The 23,269-nt window shown below is 72.2% G+C and carries 20 protein-coding genes; 6 read left to right on the top strand and 14 right to left on the bottom strand.

Annotation, left to right across the window (positions count from 1 at the left end; genetic code table 11):
• The first annotated feature begins 45 nt into the window (after nucleotides 1–45).
• On the top strand, nucleotides 46–1,992 hold the full coding sequence (locus AB0I67_RS11830) for a DUF5107 domain-containing protein (protein ID WP_357921552.1): 1,947 nt from the start codon (nucleotides 46–48) through the stop codon (nucleotides 1,990–1,992).
• A 67-nt stretch (nucleotides 1,993–2,059) separates the two neighbouring features.
• Here the strand turns inward: AB0I67_RS11830 and AB0I67_RS11825 are convergent, their stop codons facing one another.
• The 7 genes from AB0I67_RS11825 to AB0I67_RS11795 all read right to left on the bottom strand — a co-directional run bounded on the left by AB0I67_RS11825 (nucleotide 2,060) and on the right by AB0I67_RS11795 (nucleotide 11,437).
• On the bottom strand, nucleotides 2,060–3,082 hold the full coding sequence (locus AB0I67_RS11825) for a Gfo/Idh/MocA family oxidoreductase (protein ID WP_357921549.1): 1,023 nt from the start codon (nucleotides 3,080–3,082) through the stop codon (nucleotides 2,060–2,062).
• A complete protein-coding gene (locus AB0I67_RS11820) occupies nucleotides 3,075–3,980 on the bottom strand; it encodes a PAC2 family protein (protein WP_357921546.1) in 906 nt (301 codons plus the stop codon). Before AB0I67_RS11820 ends, AB0I67_RS11825 begins: the two co-directional genes overlap by 8 nt.
• Before the next feature lie 101 nt (nucleotides 3,981–4,081).
• Entirely contained in the window at nucleotides 4,082–5,107 is a 1,026-nt protein-coding gene (locus AB0I67_RS11815; RefSeq protein WP_357921543.1) for a hypothetical protein, read from the bottom strand.
• Between the two features lie 152 nt (nucleotides 5,108–5,259).
• A complete protein-coding gene (locus AB0I67_RS11810; RefSeq protein WP_357921540.1) occupies nucleotides 5,260–7,383 on the bottom strand; it encodes an AAA family ATPase in 2,124 nt (707 codons plus the stop codon).
• Nucleotides 7,384–7,605: 222 nt separating this feature from the next.
• Nucleotides 7,606–8,442: an ABC transporter permease subunit gene (locus AB0I67_RS11805; RefSeq protein WP_357921537.1), complete on the bottom strand. Its 837-nt coding sequence runs from the start codon at nucleotides 8,440–8,442 to the stop codon at nucleotides 7,606–7,608.
• Nucleotides 8,439–10,967: an alpha/beta fold hydrolase gene (locus AB0I67_RS11800; protein WP_357921534.1), complete on the bottom strand. Its 2,529-nt coding sequence runs from the start codon at nucleotides 10,965–10,967 to the stop codon at nucleotides 8,439–8,441. Before AB0I67_RS11800 ends, AB0I67_RS11805 begins: the two co-directional genes overlap by 4 nt.
• Nucleotides 10,968–11,029: 62 nt before the next feature.
• The gene (locus tag AB0I67_RS11795; protein ID WP_357921531.1) at nucleotides 11,030–11,437 is read right to left on the bottom strand and encodes a PaaI family thioesterase; all 408 of its coding nucleotides are present in this window, start codon (nucleotides 11,435–11,437) and stop codon (nucleotides 11,030–11,032) included.
• Between the two features lie 52 nt (nucleotides 11,438–11,489).
• On the opposite strand from AB0I67_RS11795, the gene AB0I67_RS11790 reads away from it, so the two are divergent.
• Complete coding sequence (locus tag AB0I67_RS11790) at nucleotides 11,490–12,791, top strand: cytochrome P450 (protein ID WP_357921528.1); 1,302 nt, start codon at nucleotides 11,490–11,492, stop codon at nucleotides 12,789–12,791.
• On the opposite strand, the gene AB0I67_RS11785 is transcribed toward AB0I67_RS11790, so the two are convergent.
• A complete protein-coding gene (locus AB0I67_RS11785) occupies nucleotides 12,736–13,911 on the bottom strand; it encodes an MFS transporter (protein WP_357921526.1) in 1,176 nt (391 codons plus the stop codon). The two genes, AB0I67_RS11790 and AB0I67_RS11785, sit on opposite strands and share 56 nt — an antisense overlap.
• 194 nt (nucleotides 13,912–14,105) lie before the next feature.
• Between AB0I67_RS11785 and AB0I67_RS11780 the strand changes: the two genes are divergently transcribed.
• Entirely contained in the window at nucleotides 14,106–15,068 is a 963-nt protein-coding gene (locus AB0I67_RS11780; protein WP_357921525.1) for a helix-turn-helix domain-containing protein, read from the top strand.
• On the opposite strand, the gene AB0I67_RS11775 is transcribed toward AB0I67_RS11780, so the two are convergent.
• Nucleotides 15,023–15,547, bottom strand: coding sequence for a GNAT family N-acetyltransferase (locus AB0I67_RS11775; protein ID WP_357921522.1), 525 nt, complete (start codon nucleotides 15,545–15,547; stop codon nucleotides 15,023–15,025). The two genes, AB0I67_RS11780 and AB0I67_RS11775, sit on opposite strands and share 46 nt — an antisense overlap.
• A gap of 21 nt (nucleotides 15,548–15,568) precedes the next feature.
• Between AB0I67_RS11775 and AB0I67_RS11770 the strand changes: the two genes are divergently transcribed.
• Complete coding sequence (locus AB0I67_RS11770) at nucleotides 15,569–16,735, top strand: hypothetical protein (protein WP_357921519.1); 1,167 nt, start codon at nucleotides 15,569–15,571, stop codon at nucleotides 16,733–16,735.
• Here AB0I67_RS11770 and AB0I67_RS11765 read toward each other — a convergent pair.
• Together AB0I67_RS11765 and AB0I67_RS11760 are read right to left on the bottom strand one after the other, a co-directional pair.
• Complete coding sequence (locus AB0I67_RS11765) at nucleotides 16,693–17,739, bottom strand: CopD family protein (protein ID WP_357921516.1); 1,047 nt, start codon at nucleotides 17,737–17,739, stop codon at nucleotides 16,693–16,695. The genes AB0I67_RS11770 and AB0I67_RS11765 overlap by 43 nt on opposite strands.
• Nucleotides 17,736–18,476 (bottom strand): copper resistance CopC family protein, encoded by a 741-nt coding sequence (locus AB0I67_RS11760; protein WP_357921513.1) that lies wholly within the window; start codon nucleotides 18,474–18,476, stop codon nucleotides 17,736–17,738. Before AB0I67_RS11760 ends, AB0I67_RS11765 begins: the two co-directional genes overlap by 4 nt.
• Before the next feature lie 51 nt (nucleotides 18,477–18,527).
• Here AB0I67_RS11760 and AB0I67_RS11755 point away from each other — a divergent pair, with 51 nt between their 5' ends.
• Both AB0I67_RS11755 and AB0I67_RS11750 read left to right on the top strand, forming a co-directional pair.
• Nucleotides 18,528–19,295 carry a methyltransferase domain-containing protein gene (locus AB0I67_RS11755; RefSeq protein ID WP_357921511.1) on the top strand — a complete coding sequence of 256 codons (768 nt, stop codon included), beginning with the start codon at nucleotides 18,528–18,530 and terminating at the stop codon, nucleotides 19,293–19,295.
• Nucleotides 19,296–19,329: 34 nt separating this feature from the next.
• Nucleotides 19,330–20,574: an MFS transporter gene (locus AB0I67_RS11750; protein ID WP_357921508.1), complete on the top strand. Its 1,245-nt coding sequence runs from the start codon at nucleotides 19,330–19,332 to the stop codon at nucleotides 20,572–20,574.
• A 121-nt stretch (nucleotides 20,575–20,695) separates the two neighbouring features.
• Here the strand turns inward: AB0I67_RS11750 and AB0I67_RS11745 are convergent, their stop codons facing one another.
• From AB0I67_RS11745 to AB0I67_RS11735, 3 genes are read right to left on the bottom strand one after another with little or no spacing between them, the layout of a single operon-like run.
• Nucleotides 20,696–20,908, bottom strand: a complete 213-nt coding sequence (locus AB0I67_RS11745; RefSeq protein WP_357921506.1) for a hypothetical protein — start codon at nucleotides 20,906–20,908, stop codon at nucleotides 20,696–20,698.
• Nucleotides 20,909–20,937: 29 nt separating this feature from the next.
• Nucleotides 20,938–21,861, bottom strand: a complete 924-nt coding sequence (locus tag AB0I67_RS11740; protein WP_357921503.1) for a diiron oxygenase — start codon at nucleotides 21,859–21,861, stop codon at nucleotides 20,938–20,940.
• A 58-nt stretch (nucleotides 21,862–21,919) separates the two neighbouring features.
• Nucleotides 21,920–23,269, bottom strand: coding sequence for a HAMP domain-containing sensor histidine kinase (locus AB0I67_RS11735; protein ID WP_357921500.1), 1,350 nt, complete (start codon nucleotides 23,267–23,269; stop codon nucleotides 21,920–21,922).

The raw sequence follows: 23,269 nt of genomic DNA, 5'->3' as shown, positions 1-23,269 counted from the left end.
CCAATCATGCAGTCATTGCGTGCACTGTGCAAAAATGTGTCACAAATGCTGAGCATCTCCTCCATCAGCCTCCCGGTCTCCCCGCTCGGCCCGGAGAACCCGCTGCCGCCCCTGCGGACCCTGCCCGATCCGCGCGGAGGGCTCGACACCGAGGCCGCCGACGCCGAGATGGCCGCTCAGCTCGCCTACGGGCACGCCGGATCGCTGCTGCCGTACACCTTCCAGGACGGCTACGGGCGCGAGCGGAGCGAGCGCGAGCTGAAGACGGCGGTGCTGGACAACGGGGTGCTGCGCGCGGAGTTCCTGCTGGAGTACGGCGGGCGGCTGCGCTCGCTGGTGCACCTGCCGACCGGCCGCGAGCTGCTGCACAAACCGCCGCACCTGCAACTGGCCAACCTCGGCCTGCGCAACGCGTGGTTCGCCGGGGGAGTGGAGTGGAACCTCGGCACCTTCGGGCACACCGCGCTGGCCTGCGCGCCGCTGCACGCCGCCCGGGTGCGGCGGCCGGACGGGGTGACCGTGCTGCGGATGTACGAGTGGGAGCGGATGCGGCGGCTGGTCTACCAGATCGACGCCTGCCTGCCGCCCGGCTCGCCGGTGCTGCTCGTGCACGTCAAGATCCTCAACCCGTTCGGCGAGGACGCGCCGGTCTACTGGTGGTCCAACGCCGCGGTGCCCCAGACGCCCGGCACCCGCGTGCTGGCCCCGGCCACGAGCGCCTACCACTTCTCCTACGACGGTCGGCTGCGCCGCGTGCCGGTGCCGCACTGGCAGGACACCGACCAGTCGTATCCGGGCCGCAACGGGCAGGCCGCCGACTTCTTCTACGAGCTGCCGGACGGCGAGCGCCGCTGGAGCGCCGTGGTCGACGAGGCCGGCGCGGGCCTGGCACAGGTCACCACCGACCTGCTGCGCGGCCGCAAGACCTTCCGCTGGGGCACCAACACCGCGGGCCGCAACTGGCAGGACTGGCTGTCCGGTCCGGGCCGCGAGTACCTGGAGATCCAGGCGGGGCTGGCTCGCACCCAGCTCGAGCACGTACGGCTGGCGCCGCGCTCGTCGTTCTCCTGGACCGAGGCCTACGGCCTGGTCGAGGTCGAGGGCGCGCACGAGGAGTGGGCGGCGGCGACCGGCCACGCGAGCCGGGCCGTCGAGCGGCTCATCCCCGCCGACCGGCTGGCCGCCGAACACGAACTGGCCGTCGCGACGGCCGTCCTGCCGCCGGAGGAGAGCCTGCACGCCGGCAGCGGCTGGGGCGCGCTCGAACGCAAGGCGCTGGGCCGGATCCGCGCGCTGACCCTGCCCGCCACGCCCTTCCCCGACTCGACCATCGGCCGCGACCAGCAGTCGTGGCTGGCGCTGGTCCGCAAGGGCACCATGCCCACGCCCGCGCCCGCCCTGCCGCCCTCGTCCTACGCCGTCGGCCCGGCCTGGACCCGCGCCCTCGAAGCCTGCGTCCAACAGCACGGGCCGACCTGGTTCACCCTCTTCCACCTCGGCATCAACCGCTACTACGTGGGCGACCACGACGGGGCGCGCAAGGCGTGGGAGGAGTCGCTGGAACTGGCCGAGAACGCCTGGGCGCTGCGCAGCCTGGCCGTCCTCGAACCCGAGCCGGGCCGGGCCGCCGAGCTCTACCTGCGGGCGCACGCCCTGGCCCCGCGGCTGCGGCCGCTGACCATCGAGACGGTGAAGGCCCTGGTGACGGCCGGGCGGCCGGTGGAGGCGCTCGCGCTGATCGACCGGCTGGGCGCGGCCGACCGCTGGCACGGCCGGGTGCGGCTGCTGGAGTGCCGGGCGGCGCTCGACGCCGGCGACCGGGTTCGGGCGCGGCACATCCTGGACACCGGCCTGGTCGTGGACGACCTGCGCGAGGGCGAGGACTCCCTGGACGAGCTCTGGTGGGACTACCACAACCCGGACGGCGAACCCCGCGACCGCTCGGGCGTGCGGCTGCCGTGCCGCTACGACTACGGCGTCAGCCAGTACTGAGTCTCACGCTTGGAGCCGGACGGTCCTCCGCTCCGGTCAGTTGGTGGTGAGCCGGACGACGCGCCGGTCAGTTGGTGGTGAGCCGGACGACGCGCCGCTCGGTCGCTGACCGTTTGGCCGCCTCCAGCACCCGCAACATCTCGACCGCGTCCCTGGGGTCCACCGGCTGCTCCCCCCGGGCGACGGCCTGGTAGAACGCCAGGTAGTCCCCGGTCTCGGTGGCCAGCGGCTCGGCCTTGCCGTCCTCGGCGGTGAGCGTGCCCCAGCGCTCCTCGGGCTCGTCCCCGAATCCCGGCGCGTCCGGCGACCACCCCGCCCGCAGCCGCTCCTCCTGAACGTCCAGCCCGAACTTCACGTAGGCCCCCGCGGACCCCAGCACCCGGAAGCGCGGCCCCAGATCAGCGGCGACCGAACTCACCCACAGATGCGACCGCGTCCCGCCGGCATGGGCGAGCGCGATGAAGGTGTCGTCGTCGGAGGCCACCCCCGCCCGCCGCACGTCACTCTCCGCGTAGACGTCACTCACCGGCCCGAAGAGCCGCAACGCCTGGTCCACCAGATGCGGCCCCAGGTCGTACAGCAGCCCGCCGGTCGGCGAGGACTCGCGCCAGCCGCCCTTGGGCACCGGACGCCAGCGCTCGAACCGGCTCTCGAACCGCGTCACCGTGCCGAGCGAGGGCAGCACCTTGGCCACCGTGCGGAAGTCCCCGTCCCAGCGGCGGTTCTGGAACGGCGTCAGCGCCACCCCTCGCGCCTCGGCCAGCCGCACCAGCTCCTCGGCCTCGGCGGCGGTCATGGCCAGCGGCTTGTCCACCACCACCGGCAGCCCCGCCTCCAGAGCCGCCTTCGCCAGCGGCACGTGGGTGTCGTTCGGCGTGGCCACCACGATCAGGTCGCACCGATCGAACAGCGCCTCCGCCTCGGGAACGACGGCCGCGCCGTACCGCTCCCCGACCTCGGCGGCCCGCTCCTCGGAGCGGGTCACCACCGCGGCCAGCCGCAGACCGGGCGTGGCGGCGATCAGCGGTGCGTGGAAGAACGCCCCCGCCGGCCCGTAACCCGCCAGACCCACCCGCAGCTCATCACTCACGATCGTCCCTCTCGGCCAGGAAGCGCTCGAACTGGGCGGCCAGCTCGTCGCCCGTCGGCATCGGCGTACTCTCCGCCAGCAGGCTTTCCCGCTCCGCGCCCTCGGCGAACGCGTCGTACTGCTGCTCCAGCCCGCTGATCGCGGTGGACAGCTCGGTGGAGGCCTGGATCTGCTCCTCGATCTCCTCGTTCGTGCGCTCCGCCGCGGTGCGCAGCGACTCCATCGGGAAGACCAGCCCGGTGCTCTTCGTCACCGCCTCCAGCGCGGCCACCGCCGCCTGCGGGTACTCGGCCTGCGACAGGTAGTGCGGCACGTGCACCGCGTACCCGAGCGCGTCGTGGCCCTTGGCGCCCAGCCGGAACTCGATCAGCGCCGCCACGCTCCCCGGCACCTGCACCCGGCCGAACGCGCTCACCTGCGAATTGATCAGCTCCGGACGGCTCGCGTGCGCCGTCACCCCCAGCGGCCGCGTGTGTGGCACCGCCATCGGGATTCCGTGCACGGTGATCATCCTGCTCACCCCGAACCGGTCGGCCAGCTCGCCCACCGCCTCGGTGAACCGCTCCCACTCCCGGTCCGGCTCAGGCCCGCTCAGCACCAGGAACGGCGTGCCCGTCGCATCCTCCGCGGCGTACACCGCCAGCTCCGGCGTATCCACCGACACCCAGCGATCGGTGTCGAACGTCATGACCGGCCGCCGCGAACGGTAGTCCAGCAGCCGGTCCACGTCGAAGGTCGCCACCGTGCGGTGCTCCAGCTCCGCCAGCAGATGCCCCACAGCCAGCCGGCCGGCCCCACCGGCATCCACGAAACCCTCGAAGTGATAGAGCAGCACGGGCCCGTCTTCCCCGTGACCGTCGTGCTCGGGCGCGTCCTCGGCGAGGGTGTAGAGATCCATGTCAGCCTTTCATCGTTACTCAACACGAACCTACGATGAAGGCGCATCATTCCGCACACCAGGATGCGAGCGCTCGCCTGCCCGCATCCTGGCGCTCCGGATCAGTCGACGAGCTCGCGGTGGAAGCTGGTGACCTCGCCCCGGAGGATGGGGTCGGCGAAGCGCCGGGTCTCCAGCGCCCAGTCGAGGTATCCGCGCATCCAGTTCTCCAGGCCGCCCACGCAGCGCATGGTGCCCTCCCGCCGGTGCTCGTCGACGCCGAGCTCGTCGAAGGCGGTCTGCAGGTCCTGCTTGGCCGCCATGAAGACGCCGAGCCGCTCGGAGATCTTCTCGTTGACCAGTTCCACCGCCTCGGGCAGCGAGCACCCTAGAGCGTTCCAGAAGACGATGACGAGATTGTGGAACTCGCCCTGCGCCAGCTCGCGCCGCAGCCCGATGAGATCGTTGGTGCAGACGACCACGTGCCCGGCCTCGTGCACCAGTTGCCGGTACGGCTCGCAGGACCGCACCTCGTCCGGCACCTCGAACTGCTCGGCCAGTTCGACCAGGTCGAAGGAGGGCGGCACGTAGGCGATGTTGAGCTTGTGCTCGACATAGCTGTCCGGATCGGGGATGCGGCCCCGGGTGCGGTTGTCGACCTCCCACTGGGCGGTCTCGAAGCAGTCCTGCAGGTGCGTGGCGAAGCGCTCCCACCAGGTGGGCGAGGCGTGCAGCCGCATCCGGTCGCGGATGTCGGCCAGGCCGTGCAGGATCGGCCCCGCGCTCCGCTCCAGGGGCTCGCCCTGCAGCACGGCACGGAACTTGTCGGCCATCCGGCGGGCCAGGTGGGGGTCGGAGCCCACCTCGGCCAGCTCGAACTGGTCGTCGTAGACGTGGAACCAGCTGTTGAGGTCGGCCGCGAGGGCCAGGACGGGAACGGAGGCCTCCGGATAGAGCCGCGCGACCAGCCGCGAGTAGGACTCGCCCGCGAACCGAGAGGTAGCGCTCTCCCCTTCGATGAGACGGAGCCTCCTGGCCCAGCCGATGGTGTGTTCAGCCGCGACCGTTTCGAAGGGGTTGAGCCTGGAAGGGAAGGGAATGTGAGGGGTGGGGATCGGGATGGAGACCCCGGCCGGAATTTCGTGCATGAGTGCGCAGCCTCTCCACGAGAAACCTTGAGCGTTTGTCCCAACGTTCGGGACGATTTTCCGATCTCTCCGGCTTACCCGTGGGTTCACTAATTCAATCTTTTGCGAACTTCCGGCGAATACGTGCGAGACGTTGCGGTCTGGGCGAATTTCTAGAGGCTTGACTCCCCATCCAGCTCGCCGAGCGCGAGCGTGGCCGCCTCGTCCAGATCGAGCCTGGCACCAGCCTCGAAGGCCTCCTTGTAGACGTCCTCGCCCAGCGCCTTCTTACATTCCTTGACGCACTTCTCGTGGTCGGCAGTCAAGAACGGCGCGCCCAGCATCGGCATGCCGGAGGCCCGCCAGTTCTGGTTCAGCGCGCCCAGCAACCGCGCCGAGCGGTCCGCCTGACCGAGCGAGGAGAAGATCTTGGCCACGGTCTCCAGCACCATCAGGGAACCGGTGGTGTCGTGGAAGTGGCGCTTGATGCGCAGGCCCTCCTGGGCCGTGGTCAGGGCTTCGGCGGCGCGGCCCATGGCGAGGCGGGGCAGGGAGAGGGCCCAGTGGGCGTAGGAGCTGAGCCACAGTTCGCCGCGTTCGCGGCAGACCTGGAGGCAGTCGATCAGTAGGGACTCGGCCTCGTACAGCTCGCCCTGGCTGGTGAGCACGATGGACAGTTCGACGATCGCGGGCAGCAGGCCGGGGTTGAGTTCCTTGTTGTCGGTGTTGAACTCGATCGCCACACCCAGCAGCGCGCTGGCCTTCTGCAGGTCGCCCTGGAGCAGCGCGGAGGTGCCCTGCATCTTGGAGGCCAGGATGACGGCCTTGGAGTCGCCGACGCGTACGGCCTCGGTGGAGCACTGTTCGGCGGCCTGCTGGGCGCCGACGCTGTCACCCTGGGCGCTGCGCACGTAGGACAGCACCCACAACGCCTTGCAGCGCTCCTTGCTGGGCGTCGGGTTGGCCTGGAGGGCCCGCTCCAGGTAGGTGCGGCCCTCGCGGACGAAGCCGCAGCAGATCCACATGAACCACAACGAGCCGAGCAGCTTGAGCGCCAGCACCGTCTCGCCGGGCGTGCGCAGGGCGTGCTCCAGCGCGATGCGGACGTTGTCGTGCTCCTGGCGCATGCGGACGAACCAGTAGATCTGCCTCGGCCCGGACCAGGCATCCTCGCTGCGTTCGGCCAGGCTGAGGTAGTACATCAGGTGCTTGTGGCGCATCTCCTCGGTCTCGCCGAGCTTGGCCAGCCACTCCTCGCCGTACTCGGCCAGGGTGTCGATCAGTTTGTACCGCACGCCGGCATGGTTGCTGCGGATGAGCAGGATGGACTTCTCCACCAGCCCGATCACCAGGTCGGTGATGTCCTCCTCGCGCAGCCGCGAGTCGGCGCAGACCGCCCGCGCCGCGTCGAGCTCGAAGTCGCCGGCGAAGACCGACAGGCGGGCCCAGAGCAGCCGCTCCTCGGGCGCGCACAGCTCGTGGCTCCAGCCGATCGCCGCGCGCAACGTCTGGTGCCGCGGCAGTGCCGTACGGCTGGCACCGGCCAGCAGGCTGAACCGGTCGGCGAGCAGCCCGAGGATCTGGTCCACCGAGAGCGCGCGCAGCCGTACCGCGGCCAGCTCGATGGCCAGCGGGATGCCGTCGAGCCGACGGCACAGCTCGGCCACCGACCCGATGTTGGACTCGTCGAGCACGAAGTCGGGCACCACGCCACCGGCCCGGGCGGCGAACAGCTGCACCGACTCGTTGGTGAACAGGCTCTCGGCCGGGTCGTCGCCGGGCACCTGGAGCGGCGGCACCGGCACGACCTGCTCGTAGGCCAGGTGCAGCGACTGGCGGCTGGTGGCCAGGATGGTGAGCTTCTGGTTGGCCTCCAGCAGCTCCTCGACCAGCTCGGCGCAGCCCTGGATGAGGTGCTCGCAGGTGTCGAGGATGAGCAGCATGTGCCGCTCGCCCACCCACTCCGACAGCGACTCGGAGGCGGTGCGGGAGGACTGGTCGGCGATGCCGAGCGCCGAGGCGATGGTCTGCCTGACCATCCCGGCGTCCTGCAGGCGCGCCAGGTCGGCGAACCAGACGCCGTCGGCGTACTGCCCGCGCACCTGGTGCGCCAGCCGCAGCACGGTGCGGGACTTGCCCACACCGCCGATCCCGGTCACGGTGACCAGCCTGGACGTGGCCAGGTGGCGTTTCAGGTTGGCGAGCAGGCGCGTTCGACCCACGAAGCTGGTCAGCTCCGCGGGCAGATTGCCCTCTCGCCGCCAGCCGGACGCGGTGGCCATCATGGGCAGCCTCACGGGGGTAGAGGACACCTGACCCATGCATCGTACCCCTGTGCGCTTTCGCTGTCCCTTGAGGTTGCGTGCGGCACGGGTGGTGTTTTGTTCCACCGGATAGCATGTCGGGGTGAGTGAATTCCTCCCCGAACAGACCGCCGACGACACCGACCTCGGCTGGGGCGAGTGGCGCGAGCACGACGCCGACGCCTTCTACCTGGAGAACCGCCCCCCGCACTGGGGCTAGGACACCACGTCCTTCCTGCGGAAACGCCGGAAGGCTAGGGCGATGAGGAGCGCGGCGTAGGTCACCGAGATCGCCGCGCCCTTGGCCATCCCGCTCAGGTCGGGTTCCGGCGCGATGGCGTCGAGCCAGGCGTTGTTCCAGAAGGTGGGAAGGAACTCCCGCACCACGCCGAGCGCCTCGACCGCCTGCAGGATCGTGCAGACGATCCACAGCCCGACCGCGCCGCCGACCGCGCCCAGCGGCGAGTCGGTCAGCGTGGACAGCAGGAACGCCAGCGCCGCGGTGACGAGCTGGCTGACCAGCGCGTAACCGACCACCAGCCCGAAGCGCGGCAGCACGTCGAACGCCGGGATGGTCTCGCCGGTGCCGGGCACCTGGATGTCGTTCCAGCCGAAGGCCAGTGTGCCGGCCAGCATCGCCATCAGCGGCATGCAGACCACCGCCGCCGCGGCGAAGCCCACCGCCACGATCAGCTTCTGCCGCAGCAGCCGGTCACGTGGCACCGGGGCCGCCAGCAGGTAGCGCAGCGACGACCAGCTCGCCTCGCTGGCCACCGTGTCGCCGCAGAACAACGCGACCGCCACCACCAGCAGGAAGACCGACACCGACAGGGCGAAGGCGGCGAAGTTGAGGCCGCCCGCGGTGGCCAGGTCGGACATCCGCAGGCCGCCACCCTGCCCGCTCGGCTGCGGCCCCACCTTGAACGCGATCACGAGGATCCACGGCAGGGCCAGCAGCAGGCCGAACATCACCAGGGTGCGGCGGCGCTTGAACTGCCGCACGATCTCCACCCGGAGCGGGAGCGTCCGGCCGGGGCTGTACGTGGTGCTCATTTCTCCCCGATCAGGTCCAGGAACACGTCCTCCAGGCGCGGGCCGTGCCCGTTGGTGCTCGCGGTGGAGTGGGCCAGCAGCTTGGCCACCGGGCCCTCCGACACGAGCCGGCCGCGGTGCATCACGACCACATGGCTGCACGTCTGCTCGACCTCCGCCAGCAGGTGGCTGGAGACGATCACCGTGCGGCCGTCGGCGGCGTAGCGCTTGAGCACCTCGCGCATCTCCCGGATCTGGGGCGGGTCGAGACCGTTGGTCGGCTCGTCCAGCACCAGCAGGTCGGGCAGGCCCAGCATCGCCTGGGCGATGGCCAGGCGCTGGCGCATGCCCTGGGAGTAGGTGCGGGTGGCGCGCTCGACCGCCTTGCCGAGCCCGGCGATCTCCAGCGCCTCGGCGAAGTGCGCCTCCTCCGGCGGGCGGCCGGTGGCGGCCCAGTAGAGCTCCAGGTTGTCGCGCCCGGACAGGTGCGGCAGGAAGCCGGGGCCCTCGACGAAGCTGCCCAGCCGCGACAGCACCGGTGCGCCCGGCGTCACGCGCTGGCCGTAGATGCGGATCTCGCCGTCGTCGGGATGGATCAGGCCCATCATCATCCGCATGGTCGTGGTCTTGCCGGCGCCGTTGGGGCCGAGCAGGCCCAGCACCTGGCCCCGCTCGACGCGGAAGGACAGGCCGTCCACGGCCTTCTCGCCGTTGCGGTAGGCCTTGGTCAGGCCGCTGATCTGCAGCGGGGGCGCGTCGGGGTCGATCTCCTCGACGCGGCCGCGCCGTACCCGGCCCGTGGCCAGGAGCGCGCCGGCCAGGGCCACGGCGGCCAGCGGCATCGCCCAGACCCACCAGGGCAGGCCCGGCGGCGGCTCGGCGAGACCGGCCACCGACGGCACGCTCACCGTCGCCCCGGCGAGTTCGACCTGGTAGGAGGCCGGGTCGGCGGGGGTGGCGAAACCCATGTCGGTCGTGGTCAGCGTCAGCCGCAGCCGGTGCCCGGCCGGGAAGAGGTGGTCGACGGCCGGGAGCGTAATCGTGGCCTGGGCGGCCGGCTGGTCGTCCGGGATGATCAGTTTCACCGGCGAGACCAGGCTGGCCGGCAGCGTGGGCGGCTGGATGGAGTCGGAGACGTCGTAGAGCTTGGCGAAGAGCGTCACCTCGCCGGGCTGGCCGGTCACCCGCACCGAGACGCTCGGCGAGCCGGTGAGCTGCAGCGGCTTGGCCAGCGGCGCCGACTCGAAACTCGCGCTCTGGCCGGGCATGTCCAGCGAGAGGCCGCCGAGCGCGCTCTGCCCGCCCGCGCCGCCCAGCAGGCCGCCGGTGCCGGGCAGGGTGGAGATCGAGGCCGGGGAGCCGCCGGGCGGGTTGACCACGTTCTGCACGCCGCCGGTGAGCGGCACCTGGGTCAGCGTGGTGCCGGCCAGGCCGGGGTAGGCGGCGGTCTCGGGGTGGAGCCGGATGCGCTGGCGGGTGCCGGGGTCACGGCCGCCGTCGCGGGTGATCGTGAAGCCCTCGTCGTGGCGGCCTCCGGCCACCTGCGGCTTGTCCTTCAGCCAGTCGGCCAGCCAGCCGAGCGTCAGGTCGGTGAGGTAGTCGGCCTCGCCGTTGCCGCCGTCGTGGCCGCCGTCGAACCAGACCACCTTCACCGGTCCGGCCACCGCCCGCGCGTTGGCGTCGGCCTGCGCCAGGGTGAACAGCGAGTCGCGCTGCCCCTGGATCAGCAGGGTCGGTGCGGTGATTTTGCCCTGCACGGAGACCGGGCTCGACCGGCGCAGCAGTTCGACCGCGTCGGTGGTCGGCCGGCCGGTGGCCGCGATGGCCTGGTAGACCTCGCAGATCTCCGGCAGGAAGCGGCCGCAGCGCGCCTCCTCCGCCGACAGCGGGCGCTGCGGCTCGACGAGCGCGCGCAGACCCTGCTGCGTCACCCCGCCGCGGCCGAAGAAGTAGCCCGCCCAGGCGCGCTTGAAGACGCCCTCGCCGTCGCCGCCCGCGTTGGGGAACAGCGCGTCGGCCAGGTCGTGCCAGGTCACCTGCGGGACGATGGTGTCGACGCGCCGGTCGTGCGCGGCGGTCATCAGCGCGATGGCCCCGCCGTAGGAGGCCCCGACGATGCCCACCCGGGGGTCGCCGCCCGCGTCGAGCAGCACCTCGGGCCGCTTGGCGAGCCAGTCGATGAGCTGCTTGACGTCCTTGACCTCGTAGTCGGGGGAGTTGAGCGCGATCTGGCCGGTGGAGCGTCCGAAGCCGCGCGCCGACCAGGTCAGCACCGCGTAGCCCTCCTCGGCCAGGCGCTCGGCCTGGTCGCGCACGCTCTCCTTGGCCGCGCCGAACCCGTGCGCGAGCAGCACCGCGGGCGCCTTGCCGCCGCCGGCCGGCGGGAAGAAGGTGGTGTCGAGCTCCACCCGCTGGTCGTCATCGGGCCCGTCCATGACGGGGATCACCTGCTCCTGCGCCCGGACCCCGGGCCCGGACGGCCACACCAGCCACGCCGCCAACCCGAGCACGGCAAGCACCACGACCAGCGTGGCCACACGTCTCATGGGCCAGAGCCTAGGGGCGGCTCCTGAGAAAACGCTGAGACGCGGCACGGGACCGACGCCGCTCAGCCGAGGATGGCGTAGACCGTGCTGGCCTGGGCCGACGGCTCCTCGGCGCCCTCGGCGGTGAGGGTCGCCTCGCAGAAGGCCAGACTGCGGCCCAGCTTGGTGATCCGCACGTTCACCAGCAGGTCACGGCCGGTGACCGGGCGCTGGAAGGTGGTGGACTGCTGGACGGTGGTCATCGGCACGAAACCGCCGCGCGCCGACGACAGGGCGATGACGGTGGCGGTGTCGGCCGCGGCCATCATGGCCTGGCCGCACAACCCGCCGCCCTCGCGGGCCAGCCGGTCGGACCAGGGGAGCCGGAGGACGGCGTGGCGCTCGCCGGTCTCGACCACGCTGAGCCCGAGCTCCTGGATCCAGGGGGCGAAGCAGTCGCGGAGAATCTTGTCTCCCTCTTCAGGTGTCACGCGCCCATCATGCACGCTGGAGCACATGGCCGAGGAGACGCGGAGCCGTCCTGTGGATAACCTCGCTGAGGTCTTCCTGCCCGCCACCTATGCCCGGGGCGTGCCGTACGAGCTGTTCGCCCGGTTGCGGGAGCGGAGCCCGGTCTGCCGGGTGCCCGAACCGGCGGTGGGGCCGTGGCGGGCCGGGCCGGGGTACTGGGCGGTGTTCCGGCATCGCGACGTCCGGCACGTGCTGCGCACGCCCGCCGACTTCTCCTCGCACACCGGCGCGACCCAGATCCGCGACCCGGACACCCCCGGCGACCTGGCCTTCGTCCAGGCGATGATGCTCAACACCGACCCGCCCGAGCACTCCAGGCTGCGGCGCATCGTCTCGGGGGCGTTCACGCCGCGTGCCGTACGGGCGCTGGAGGAGACCGTCGCCGCGCGGGCCGCCGGGCTGTTCCGCGCCGGGCGGATCGACTTCGTGACGGTCGCGGCGGACCTGCCGGTCTGGACGCTCGCGCACGTGATGGGCGTGCCCGAGCAGGACCGCGCGCTGCTGTACGACTGGGCGTCGCGGGTGATCGGCTACCAGGACGAGGAGTACGCCGGGACGGCGACGGCGACCGGCCTGACCGAGATCGGACGGCAGGCCGCGCGGCTCAGGCCCGTGTTGGAACCCGGCGCCAACCCGCGGTCGCGGGCGGCGCTGCGGGACATGTTCGCCTACGCCCACGCGCTGGCCGGGCAGGTGCGCGGCGGGGAGGGCGAGTCGGTGCTGGCCGCGATGTTGCGCGGCGGGCTGACCGAGGCGGAGTTCGAGAACATGTTCTTCCTCTTCGCCGTCGCCGGGAACGAGACCCTGCGCAACGGCATCCCCGGCGGGCTGCTCACCCTGCTGGAGCATCCCGGGCAGTTCGCCCGGCTCCGGGACGATCCTGACCTGCTGGGCGGCGCGGTCGAGGAGATGCTGCGGTACTGGCCGCCCGTCCTGCACTTCCGCCGCACGGCCACCCGCGACCTGGAGCTCGGCGGGCAGCGCATCCGGGCGGGGGAGAAGGTGGTGGTCTACCACGCCTCGGCCAACCGCGACCCGGCGGTGTTCGACCGCCCGGACGTCTTCGACGTCGGGCGCGCTCCCAACGAGCACCTGAGCTTCGGCGACGGCCCGCACGTCTGCCTGGGCGCACACCTGGCGCGGGTGCAGATGCGCGCGGTCTTCCGCGAGCTGCTGCGCTGGCGGGTCGAGCTCGACGGGCCGCCGGTCCGGCTGACCTCCAACTTCCAGAACGGCCTCAAGCACCTCCCGGTCCGGCTCACACCCCGGCGAGTACGGCGGAGCGTCGCAGCCGGGGCGCCAGGGCCAGGGTGACCGCGGCCGAGAGCACGGCCATCGTGCCCATCGCCAGCGCCGGCGAGGAGAGCTGGGCCACCCCGCCGGCCAGCGCCGCCCCCACCCCCTGCATGGCCATCGTCCCGGACGACTGCAGCCCCAGCGCCTGCCCGCTGAGCTCGGCCGGCGTCAGCGCGAGCAACTGCTCCTGCAGCAGCAGCCCGGCCGCGAACCCGGCCGAGGCCAGCGTCACCAGCGCCACCGCGACCGGCAGCGGCGGGTGCAGGAAGAAACCGAGGTACGGCACGGCCAGCAGCAATCGCAGCGGAGCGCCGAGCCGTCCACGCCAGAAGCGGGGGATGAAGCGCCCGGCGAGCAGGTCGCCGGCCAGCATGCCGAGCGCCGCGAAGGCGAACAACGCGCCCGCCCGGACCGGGTCGTAGGCGACGAACAGCGACTCCGCCCCCACGATCAGGCCGTTCGGCACCCACAACGCCACCAGGAGCACGCGGCGCGGCGGAGCCGACCACAGCGCCCGGTTGGCGCGCCAGGTCTCGGCCACCGACGGGCGGCCCTTGGCCCGTGGCGGCCTGGCCGACAGGCCGAACCGGGAGGTGAGGGCCGCGACCAGGTACAACGCCGCTCCGGCCAGCAGGGCGCCGCGTGGCGACAGCAGGCTGACCAGTAGCCCGCCCACGGCGTACCCGCAGATCTGGAGCACGCCTGTCGACATGTTCAGCACCGAGCGGCCCAGGAGGTAGCCGTCCTCGGGGAGGATCTCGTTCAGCAGGCCCAGCCGGACGCCGCCGCCCAGCGAGGCCGCGAGGCCCTGGCCCAGGACCACCGCGAACAGCGCCCACACCGGCAGGCCGGGCACCGCCAGCACCAGCGTGCCCAGGGCGAACCACACCGCCACCCCGGTGAGGGCGGCGCGTGGCGCCAGGCGGTCGGCGGCGGACATCAGGGTGGTCGCGCCCACCAGCTGGGCCAGTGACGGGCCGAACATGCTCAGGGCGGACAGCAGCGGGGAGCCGGTGGCCGAGTACACCAGCACGCCCAGCGCCAGCCCGCTCACCGTCGAGCCCGCCACCTGGGCGGACGAGACGGCGAAGAGGGGGGCGAACTCCTTGACGGCCAGCAGTTCCCGGTAGGTGCGCATGACGGTCAGTCTCTGAGCGGCCGGATCGGCATCGGTAGAGTTTCGTGTCACGGCGAAAGGTCAGAATGAGGAGACCCGCGGGATTCCGGGCTTCTCGCGGGTGGGGGCCACCGAACTGTAGGGCCGCCGGACTCCCCGGTTCACCGGTTCCCTGGGGTTCAGGGGGCCTGGGGTGGCAGGAAGGAGGGCGGGCGGTGGGGTGGTGGCAGGTGGACGCCGACACGCTCGCGTCCAGCCGCTTCGTGATCTCCGAGGCCGCCGAAGCCACCGCCTGCCTGTTCGCCCTGCACCGCCCCTCGGCCGCCCGCCCCGGCGACCGCGAGTGGCTGGACGCCCACCTGCCCGCCTACCGCGCCCGGCTGGCCGCCGACCCGGTGACCGCCCTGCTGGTGCGGACCGCGCTGGGCCGGGCCTGGATCGCCGACTTCGTCACCCCCACCCCGCCGCTCGACGCCCACCTCGACGAGGAGCTCGACCGCATCCGGGCGACGCCGCCGGAGACCGCCTGGGCCGATCTGGAGGTGGCCGCCCGGGGACAGATCCCGGCCGAGCTCCGCCGGGGCGACCTGGGCGACCGGCTCGCCGACCTGCTGGCCTGGGTGTGGGCCGAGTCCGCCCTGCCGTACTGGCCGAAACGCCGCCGGGTGCTCGAAGCGGACGTGGTGGCGCGCACCGGGCACCTCACCCAGGGCGGCTGGGCCGCCGCCCTCGACGACCTGCGGCCGGGCATGCGCTGGCTGGGCGGCAGCCGCCTGCAGATCAACACCCACGACTACCCGCCACGCGACGTGAAGGGCGCGCAGCTCCTCTTCGTGCCGGTCACCCCCAGGCAGGCCTGGGTCTCCTGGGACGCCGCCCAGCGCCGCTTCGCGGTGATCTACCCGTGTTCGGGACTGCTCGCCGCCCCGGCCGCCACCCCGGTCCCGCGCGCCCTGGCCCGGCTGGTCGGTACGGCCCGCGCCGCGGTCCTGATGCTCCTGGACTCGCCCAAGAGCACCACCCAGCTCGTCGCCCTCACCGGCCAGAGCCTCGGCTCCGTCGGCGGCCACCTCAAGGTCCTGCGCGACGCCGGCCTGGTGGAACGCCGCCGGGCCGGCCGCTCGGTCCTCTACTACCGCGCCCCGGCGGGCGAGACCTTGGTCAACGCCAGCCGGTAGTGCACCTCGGGCACCTCGTCGCGCCACAGGTTCCGCCGCCCGGTCGGCTCGAAGCCGCAGCGCTCGTAGAACCGCCGGGCCCGCGCGTTGTCCTCCAGCACCCAGAGCCCCACTTCGCGCTCACCCCGGTCCCTCAAATCGTCGAGGGCCTCGGCCATCAGCCTGCCGCCCATCCCGGTCGAGAACCGCGCCGGAAGCAGGTAGATCGCGTAGATCTCGGCTCCCGAGATGTCCGCGTCCCGGGAGGCCCCGTAGGAGCAGAAACCGTGCACCTCACCCGAGGTCTCCGCGACCCGGACACTGACCTCGCCCGTGCCGATCGCCTCGGTCCACCACCGCACCCGCTCCTCGGTCACGGTCAGCCCGTCGAGGAGATCTGAGGCCAGGATCCCGCGGTAGGCGGTCTTCCAGGACGTGATGCGCACGGTCTCGACGGCTTCGGCGTCGGCCGGGACGCCAGGACGAACTGTGGAAGTCATACGACGGTAAAGTACCTCCTCGTGAAAGCACTGATCAGGCGTGCCCTGCCGTACTGGACCCGGGGTCCGGCGGGCCGTGAGACGCCGCGCGAGGTCTTCATGGCCCTTTACGCGGCCTGGCTGGTCGCGCTGAGCCTGAAGGTGCTCGGCTCGGCGTGGGACGTCTCGTGGCACTTCAAGTGGCTGCGCGACGACCTCGCGCCCCCGCATCTGCTCAACTCGGCCGGGACGGCGCTGGTCGTGGTGCTGACCGTGATCCACGGCTACACCGGCTACGGCGTCGACCGCACGGCGCTGCGGCTGATCCAGTGGGGGACCGGCACCTTCCTCGTGGCGGTGCCGCTCGACCTGATCAACCACCAGATCAACGGGCTCGACATCACCTCGTGGAGCCCGTCGCACATGCTGCTGTACATCGGCACGTTCTTCATGATCGCCGGAGTGATCCGCGGCTGGTTCATGGGCGGCGGCGGCAAGCTCGTGCTGGGCGCCTTCTTCGCCTTCTTCCTGGAGAACGTGCACTTCCCCGAGCAGCACCAGGAGTACGGCATCCTGTCGGTCGGCGCGTGGGACAACGGCGCGACCTACGCCGAGCCGATCCTGCTGCAGTTCGCCGCCGAGCAGATGGGCCGGCCGGTCGACCGGGAGACGCTGGTCAACTTCTCGCTGCCGGTGCCGGAATGGCTCTACCCGAGCTATGCGGTGATCGTCACGATCGCGGTGCTGGCGGTGGCGCGGCTGATGATCGGCCGGTTCGGCGCGGCCACCCTGGTCGCGGGCTCCTACGTCGCCTTCCGCGCGCTGGCGTGGCCGCTGCTCACGGTGAGCGACTTCCCGCCGTCCGCCGTGCCGTTCTTCCTGGTCGTCGGCGGGCTCGCGGTGGACGTGGCGTTCCTGCTGCGGCACCCGGCCCTGCGGGCCGTCCTCGGATCCGCGCTGGTCACCGGCGCCGTCTACCTGGCACTCTCGCTCCAGCACAGCCTCTTCGGCAGCCTGTACGGCACGCTGATGGGCCAGAACGGGCTGCAGGGCGCCCCGCCCCTGGTGCCCGGCTCGGCGCTCTACGCCGGGGCCGGGCTCCTGGTGGTCTGGCTGGCCTGCGAGTGGCTGGCGGGGCGGTTCGACCTGCGGGCCGACGACCAGCCTCAGCCGATCGACGCCCGGGTGATCGCCACCGCGACCCCGTAGGCCAGACCCATGATCGCGACCTCACCCACGGCCCACCGGGCGACGGGGGTGGGGTCGCGGCGCATCAGCCGGAACCGGATCACCGCGGCCAGCGGCAGCAGCAGGACGGTCAGCGCCACCTTGGCCAGGAACAGCACGCCGTAGTCGGTGCCCAGCAGCGAGCCGGGCAGTTCGCCGCCCGGGGTGAGGGCCAGCGTGCCCAGCCCGCTGACCAGGCCGGAGGCCGACACCAGCAGCAGGCAGACGGTGGCCAGCCGGGAGAACTTCGGCAGCACCCGGTCCAGCAGCGGCCGGGCGAAGACGATCACCGCGATCAGCCCGCCGGTCCACAGGGCCGCGCCCATGACGTGCAGCTCCATCGAGATCATCAGCGGGTCGTGCCAGACCGAGTCGACCGCGTGGCCGGTCACCGGGATCGGCAGCAGGCCGAACAGCGCGACGATGACGCGCAGCTCGGCCGGGACCTTCTCGCCGAACCGCACCGCCATCAGGCCGATGCCCGCGGCGGCCAGGGCGCAGGCGGCGCTGAACAGCATGCCCTGGCCCGCGCCCACGGTGTCCACGTACGCGACGATCATGTCCAGGGTGGGGACGCCGCCGGGGTTGAGCTCGGCGGTGGCGAACACGATCGTCAGCAGGGCGCAGATCGCCCACGCCCAGGCGGCGGTGACCGCCAGGGGGCGGACCCTGCGCATCACCGGCTCGGTGGCGTCGGGGTCGTCGAAGCCCAGCAGCTTGGGCAGCACGCTCAGGCCGACCACCGCGACGGCCGCCACGTCGAGCAGGACGCGGACGACGGGGAGGCCGTAGGCCACCACCGGGCCCGGCATGGGCAGGCCGGGCACCGCCTCCTCGGCGGTGAACGAGCTGGCGGCCACCACCGCGACCAGGGATGTCAGGAGGAAGACGCCGGGAAGCACCAGGCTCTTGGGCACCCGGCCGCCCGCTGCGGGTGCCCGGTCGTCGGTGGCGGAGGCCGAGTGGGTGTCGGGGGGAGCGGTCATGGAGTGGACTCCCCGGCGACCGGGCCGGTCGGGCCGGTCGGGCCGGTCGGGCTGGCCGGGTCGGAGGGGCGGCCGGAGCGGCGGAGGGCCACCACGGTGCCGGCGGCGAGGATGACGAGGGCGGCGCCGATCCAGATGACGGCCATGCCCGCGCCGCCGTTGGCCGCGGCCTCGGCGGCCTGGGCGCCCAGATCCACCGTCCCCGGCCCCGAGCCGCCCGCCACGGGCGCACCAGAAGAACCGGGCGAACCGTCCGAGGACCCACCGGAGGAGCCGGGCACCGCCGTACCGGAGGCAGCCGGGTCAGCGGTGGGGGAGGGGGTGGCCGCCGAAGCCGAGGTGGAGGCCGGGGCCGGGGTGGTGGCGGCGGGTCCGGGCTCGGTGAGGGTGAAGGAGATCTTCCCCGAAACCGGGTGCCCGTCCGACGAAAGGATCCGGTACCCCACCACGTACTCCCCAGCCGCCCCCAGCTCCCGGAGCTTGACGCTGACGCGTTCGGCCCGCACGGTGGGCGCGCCCTCGGCCCAGGCGGTGCCGCCGGGACCGGTGACGATGACGTGCGCGTACCCCTGCCGCACCGTCGTGTTGAACACGAGCGTGACCGCCCGGGGCCCCTGGGAGAGCCGCGCGCCGTCGGTGGGATCGCTGCCGACGAGCACGTCGTGCGCCCAAGCCGTCCCGGGCAGGAGCCACCCGGCGGCGAAGGCGACCAGCAGGACCGTGAGCAACCGCCTCACAGTTCTTTGACCTTCCGTAGAACGAACCAGAACTCGTCTATGGTCCCACCCGTGACAGACCTTTTCGGCGGCGCCGCCTCCTACTACGCCCGATTCCGCCTGGACCACGGCCCTGAGGCGATCGAACTGCTCGCCGGCCGCTTCGGCCCGGAGGCCCGCGTGCTGGACCTGGGCTGCGGCCCGGGGACGATCGCGATCCCGCTGGCGGAGCACGTCCGTGAGGTGGTCGCGGTGGATCCGGACGCGGGCATGCTGGCCGAGGGCCGCGAGCGCGCGAAGGACGTGCCCACCATCCGATGGGTGCAGGGCGATTCGAGCGGCCTGCGGGAGTTCGCGCCGTTCGACCACGTGACGATGGGCCGCTCCTTCCACTGGATGGACCGCGACGCCGTCCTGGCCGAGCTGGACGAGCTGCTGCCGCCCGGCGGGTCGGTCGCCCTGCTGGCGCATCCGCCGGACGAGCCCGAACCGGCCTGGAACGCCGCCGCCGCCCGGGTCTGCGACCGCTTCGGCCTGGCCTGGCCGCACATGCGGGGCTCGTTCCAGGACTCCGGCCTGCACCACCCCGCGGTCCTGGCCCGCTCGCCCTTCTCCCGGGTGAGCACCTGGGTCTTCCCCCGCACGGTCCGGTTCGATCTGGCGCACGTCGTCGGCCTGCAGTTGTCGTTGTCGGTGTCCACGCCCGCCCGGCTCGGCGACCGGCTGCCCGCCTTCGTCGCGGAGCTGGAGGCCGAGCTGCTCGCCGAGAACCCGGCGGGCGTCTGGGTCGAGCATCCCCGCACCGAGGTGCTGGTGGCCGAGCGCCCGACCGAGGAGTAACATCCGCTCAACCCCGATCATGAGGCGGGTTCATATGAGCCTGGACGTCCCTCCCGCGCTGGCCGAGCCCGTCACCAGAGTGCGCCCGTGGTGGATCGCCGCGCTCGCCCTGGCGAACCTCGGCCTCTTCATGGGCTACCTGGCCCCGCTCCAGGTGCTGCTCCCGCAACAGGTGGCCGAGGTCGCCCCGCAGAGCAAGGAGGAGGCGCTCGCCTGGGTCGCCGGCATCGGCGCCCTGGTCGCCATGGTCGGCAACCCGATCGCCGGCGCGCTCTCCGACCGCACCACCTCCAGGTACGGCAGGCGCCGCCCGTGGATGCTGGCCGGCGGCCTGCTGGGCGGGGCGGCGCTGGCCTTCCTGGCCTTCCAGACCTCGGTGGTGTGGATCGCGGCCGGCTGGTGCCTGGCCCAGGCCGCGCTCAACTCGCTCCAGGCCGCCGCCACCGCGGCCGTCCCCGACCACGTGCCGGTACGGCAGCGCGGCGAGGTGTCGGGCTGGATCGGCATCCCGCAGACGCTCGGCGTCGTGCTGGGCGTGGTGCTGGTCACCGTGGTCGTCTCGACCACGACCTCGGGCTACCTGCTCATCGCCGCGATCATCCCGCTGCTCGTGCTGCCGTTCGTGCTGACCGCGCCCGACCCGCGCCTGCCGTACAAGCCGAAGTTCACCCTGGCCAGCTTCTGGATCAGCCCGCGCGAGCACCCGGACTTCTTCTGGGCCTGGATCACGCGCTTCCTGATGAACCTCGGCAACTCGGTCGTGCTGCTCTACCTGCTCTACTTCCTGCAGGACGCGGTCGGCTACGAGCGGCTGTTCCCGGGCGAGCAGGTGGCCGACGGGCTGTTGCTGCTGATCCTGATCTACACCGCGTTCGCCGTGCTGACCACGGTGACCGCGGGGATCATCTCCGACCGGCTGGGGCGGCGCAAGACCCTGGTGACCGTCTCGGGCGTCATCAGCGCGCTCCCGGCGCTGGCGTTGGCGTTCTGGCCGGAGTGGACGGTCGTCATGATCGGCGCGGGCGTGCTGGGGGTCGGCTTCGGCGTCTACATGTCGGTGGACAACGCCCTGGTGACGCAGGTGCTGCCGGCCGCGGACGGGCGGGCCAAGGACCTGGGCGTGATCAACATCGCGAGTTCGGGGCCGCAGGTGGTCGCGCCGGTCATCGCCGGGCCGATCGTGGCCGGGCTGGGCGGCTACCCGGTGCTCTTCCTGACCTCGGCGCTGCTGGCGCTGCTGGGCGCGAGCCTGGTGTGGAAGATCCGGGGTGTGCCGTAAAAGGCCCTGAACACCGGTGTACCGGTCCCGTGCCGCGGCGAGACGGGGCACGGGACCGGCCTCGCGGATCCTGCCGCAGCAGGGTTATTTCGCCTGAGCCGGGGGCCGTCGCCAGGAAGGTCTACGACTGCCGTCCGCCGCGCTGGCCCCGGCGCAGCGGGAGCGAGTCCTTGGCGATGCGGTGCGAGCGCGAGCGCTTCTCGGTGGTGAGCTCGGTCCGGGGCGGCGCGGCCCCCTTGACCTTCCCCGAGGGTTTCGGCGTGACCCGCTCCGTCTCGCCCGAGGCGGCCCGCTGTTCGTGCTGCTCTCTACTCTGTCGGGATTTAGAACTCATACAGGCTTAATGTCCGGTATGACCGTTTCTCAAACGGCCAGGCCCATCAGCGCCCAGAGCCGCCGGCTGGCCGGGTTCATCAGCCCGAGCTCGGTGCACAGCTCGCGGGTGCGGCCGACCGAGTCGCTGAGCTGCCGCCGGGCCGCGGTGTTGTGCTTCCAGCACTGGTCGACCACGCTGCGCGGGATGCGGAAGTGGGCCACCATCGCGCCGGGCGGCGCCAGCATGATGCGCGCCATGACGCCGAGCACGAGCGGCGCGAGCAGGCTGAGCGCGAACCGCCGCCCCCGCGGCAGCCGCGGCACCCGCTCACGCAGGTAGAGCCGCGCGAAGGACATGTGCCGGGCCTCTTCGGCGACGTGGATGCGGATGATCAGCTCTTCCAGCGGATGGTGCTCGCGCCCGTCCTTGAGCATCTTGCGCTGCACGTGGTCGATCGGGTCCTCGCCGCCGAGCACGAAGACGAAGAAGAGCTCGGTCGAGATCAGCGGGATCCACGGCACCGCCTGGACGAGGGCCGACAGCGGGCCGGGCAGCCCGCGCACGGGCAGCTTGGTGCGGTTGACGAACTCCTGGAACATCAGCCCGTGCTGCCCCTCCTCGATGGTCTCGTGGTAGACGTACCGGAACTCAGGAGCGCCGTTCGGCAGCCGGTAGGCGTAGTTGAGCAGGCCGCGCTTGAGCAGGTTCTCGAACTGCAGCCCGATCTTCATCGCGGTCGCCACCCGCCACAGCCCGATCCTGGCCCGCAGCTCCGGCGGCCGCGACAGGTACCACGGGTGCGCGCCGAGCTGTTCGACCGGCGGCAGCTCCCAGCGCGGGTCGTCCTGCCTGATCTCGAAGGCGGGATCGTCCCACGGGATGTCGCGGTAGGGCTCGCAGTGCTTGTCGACCGAGGCCTGCGACAGGCGCTCGATGACGGCCTCGTAGGAGCGGGGGGCGGACGCCGGCACAGGGGGCTCCTCTCGTCGCCCCTACTGTACGAAGCATCCAATAGCCCGAGAAGCGGGTTCAGGGAAGAAGTGGGAGCCGCAACACGAACCGCGCGCCGCGCCAGGAGTCGGCGATGACCAGCTCGCCGCCGTGCGAGCGCGCGATCTCCCGGGCGATCGGGAGCCCCAGGCCGGTGCCGCCGGCGTCCCGGTTGCGCGAGGCGTCCAGCCGGGTGAATCGCCGGAAGACCACCTCCCGCTGGGCCGGGTCGATGCCGGCGCCGTCGTCCAGCACCTCCAGGACCGCGCAGCCGCCCGACCGCGAGACCTCGACGGTGATCTCCTCCTCGGCGTGCCGTTCGGCGTTGTCCAGCAGGTTGGTCAGCAGCCGCGCCAGCCGCAGCCGGTCGCCCGCGACCATGACGCCCGGCTGCAGGTGCCGGTCGATGCGCTTGCGCTCGGGCCGCCGGTCGAGCTCGGACTCCACCAGCGCCGCCAGGTCCACCGGTTCCTCCTTGCCCGGCGCACCGGAGTCGAGCTTGGCCAGCGTCAGCAGGTCGGTGACGATCGCCTGGAGCCGGTCGATGCTCTCCAGCAGCGCCCGGCTGGTGTGCGCCCAGTCGGTCTCCTCCGGGTGCAGCATCGCCTCCTCCACCTGGGCGCGCATCGCGGTGACCGGGCTGCGCAGGTCGTGCGAGGCGTCGGAGGCGAAGCGGCGCTGCTGCACCACGGCGGTCTCCAGCCGGTCGAGGGTCTCGTTGATGGTCCGGGCCAGGTCGTCGAACTCGTCCTGCCGCTCGGTGCGCGGCACCCGGCGGCCCAGATCGGTCGCGGTGATCTCGGCCAGCTCGTTCTTGATCACGTTCACCGGCCGCAGTGCCTTGCGCACGCTGAAGGAGGCGACCGCCGCGGTCAGCAGGGCCAGCACCAGGATGGCCAGGCCCATGAAGAGCAGGTAGGCCGGCCCGATGTACCACGGGACCGGATGCGTGTAGGCGTAGATCATCCAGTCCTGGCCGGCGACCAGGACGCGGAAGCCCACCGTGATCAGGCACGGCCGGTCCGGCAGCCGGTCGGTGCAGGTCTCGGCGTCGACCCGGCCGTCCTCGTCGTCGGGCAGCACGCGGGTCAGCGGCGGCTGCCCGGCCAGGGTCGCGCTGGCCTGCCGGATGACGCCGCGCTGGTCGACCACCTGGATCAGGTCGATGCCCTCGGTCGGGGTCAGGGTCTTGAGCTCGCCGGCGGCGGCGTACCGCTCGACGTTGTAGGTCACCCGGCGCGCCGCCTTGGCCACCTGCTCGGTCAGGTAGTCGGTGAGCAGCAGGTGCACCAGCGGCGTGATCAGCAGCGCGACCACCAGATTGATGATCAGCGCCGTGCACGCGGAAGACGCGGTCAGCCGCCCTCGCACGGACCAGTCGCGCAGCAT

Origin of the sequence: Nonomuraea sp. NPDC050310 (genome assembly GCF_040655795.1) — a bacterium.
GTDB lineage: Bacteria > Actinomycetota > Actinomycetes > Streptosporangiales > Streptosporangiaceae > Nonomuraea.
This window is presented reverse-complemented; position numbering and strand designations above follow the sequence as displayed.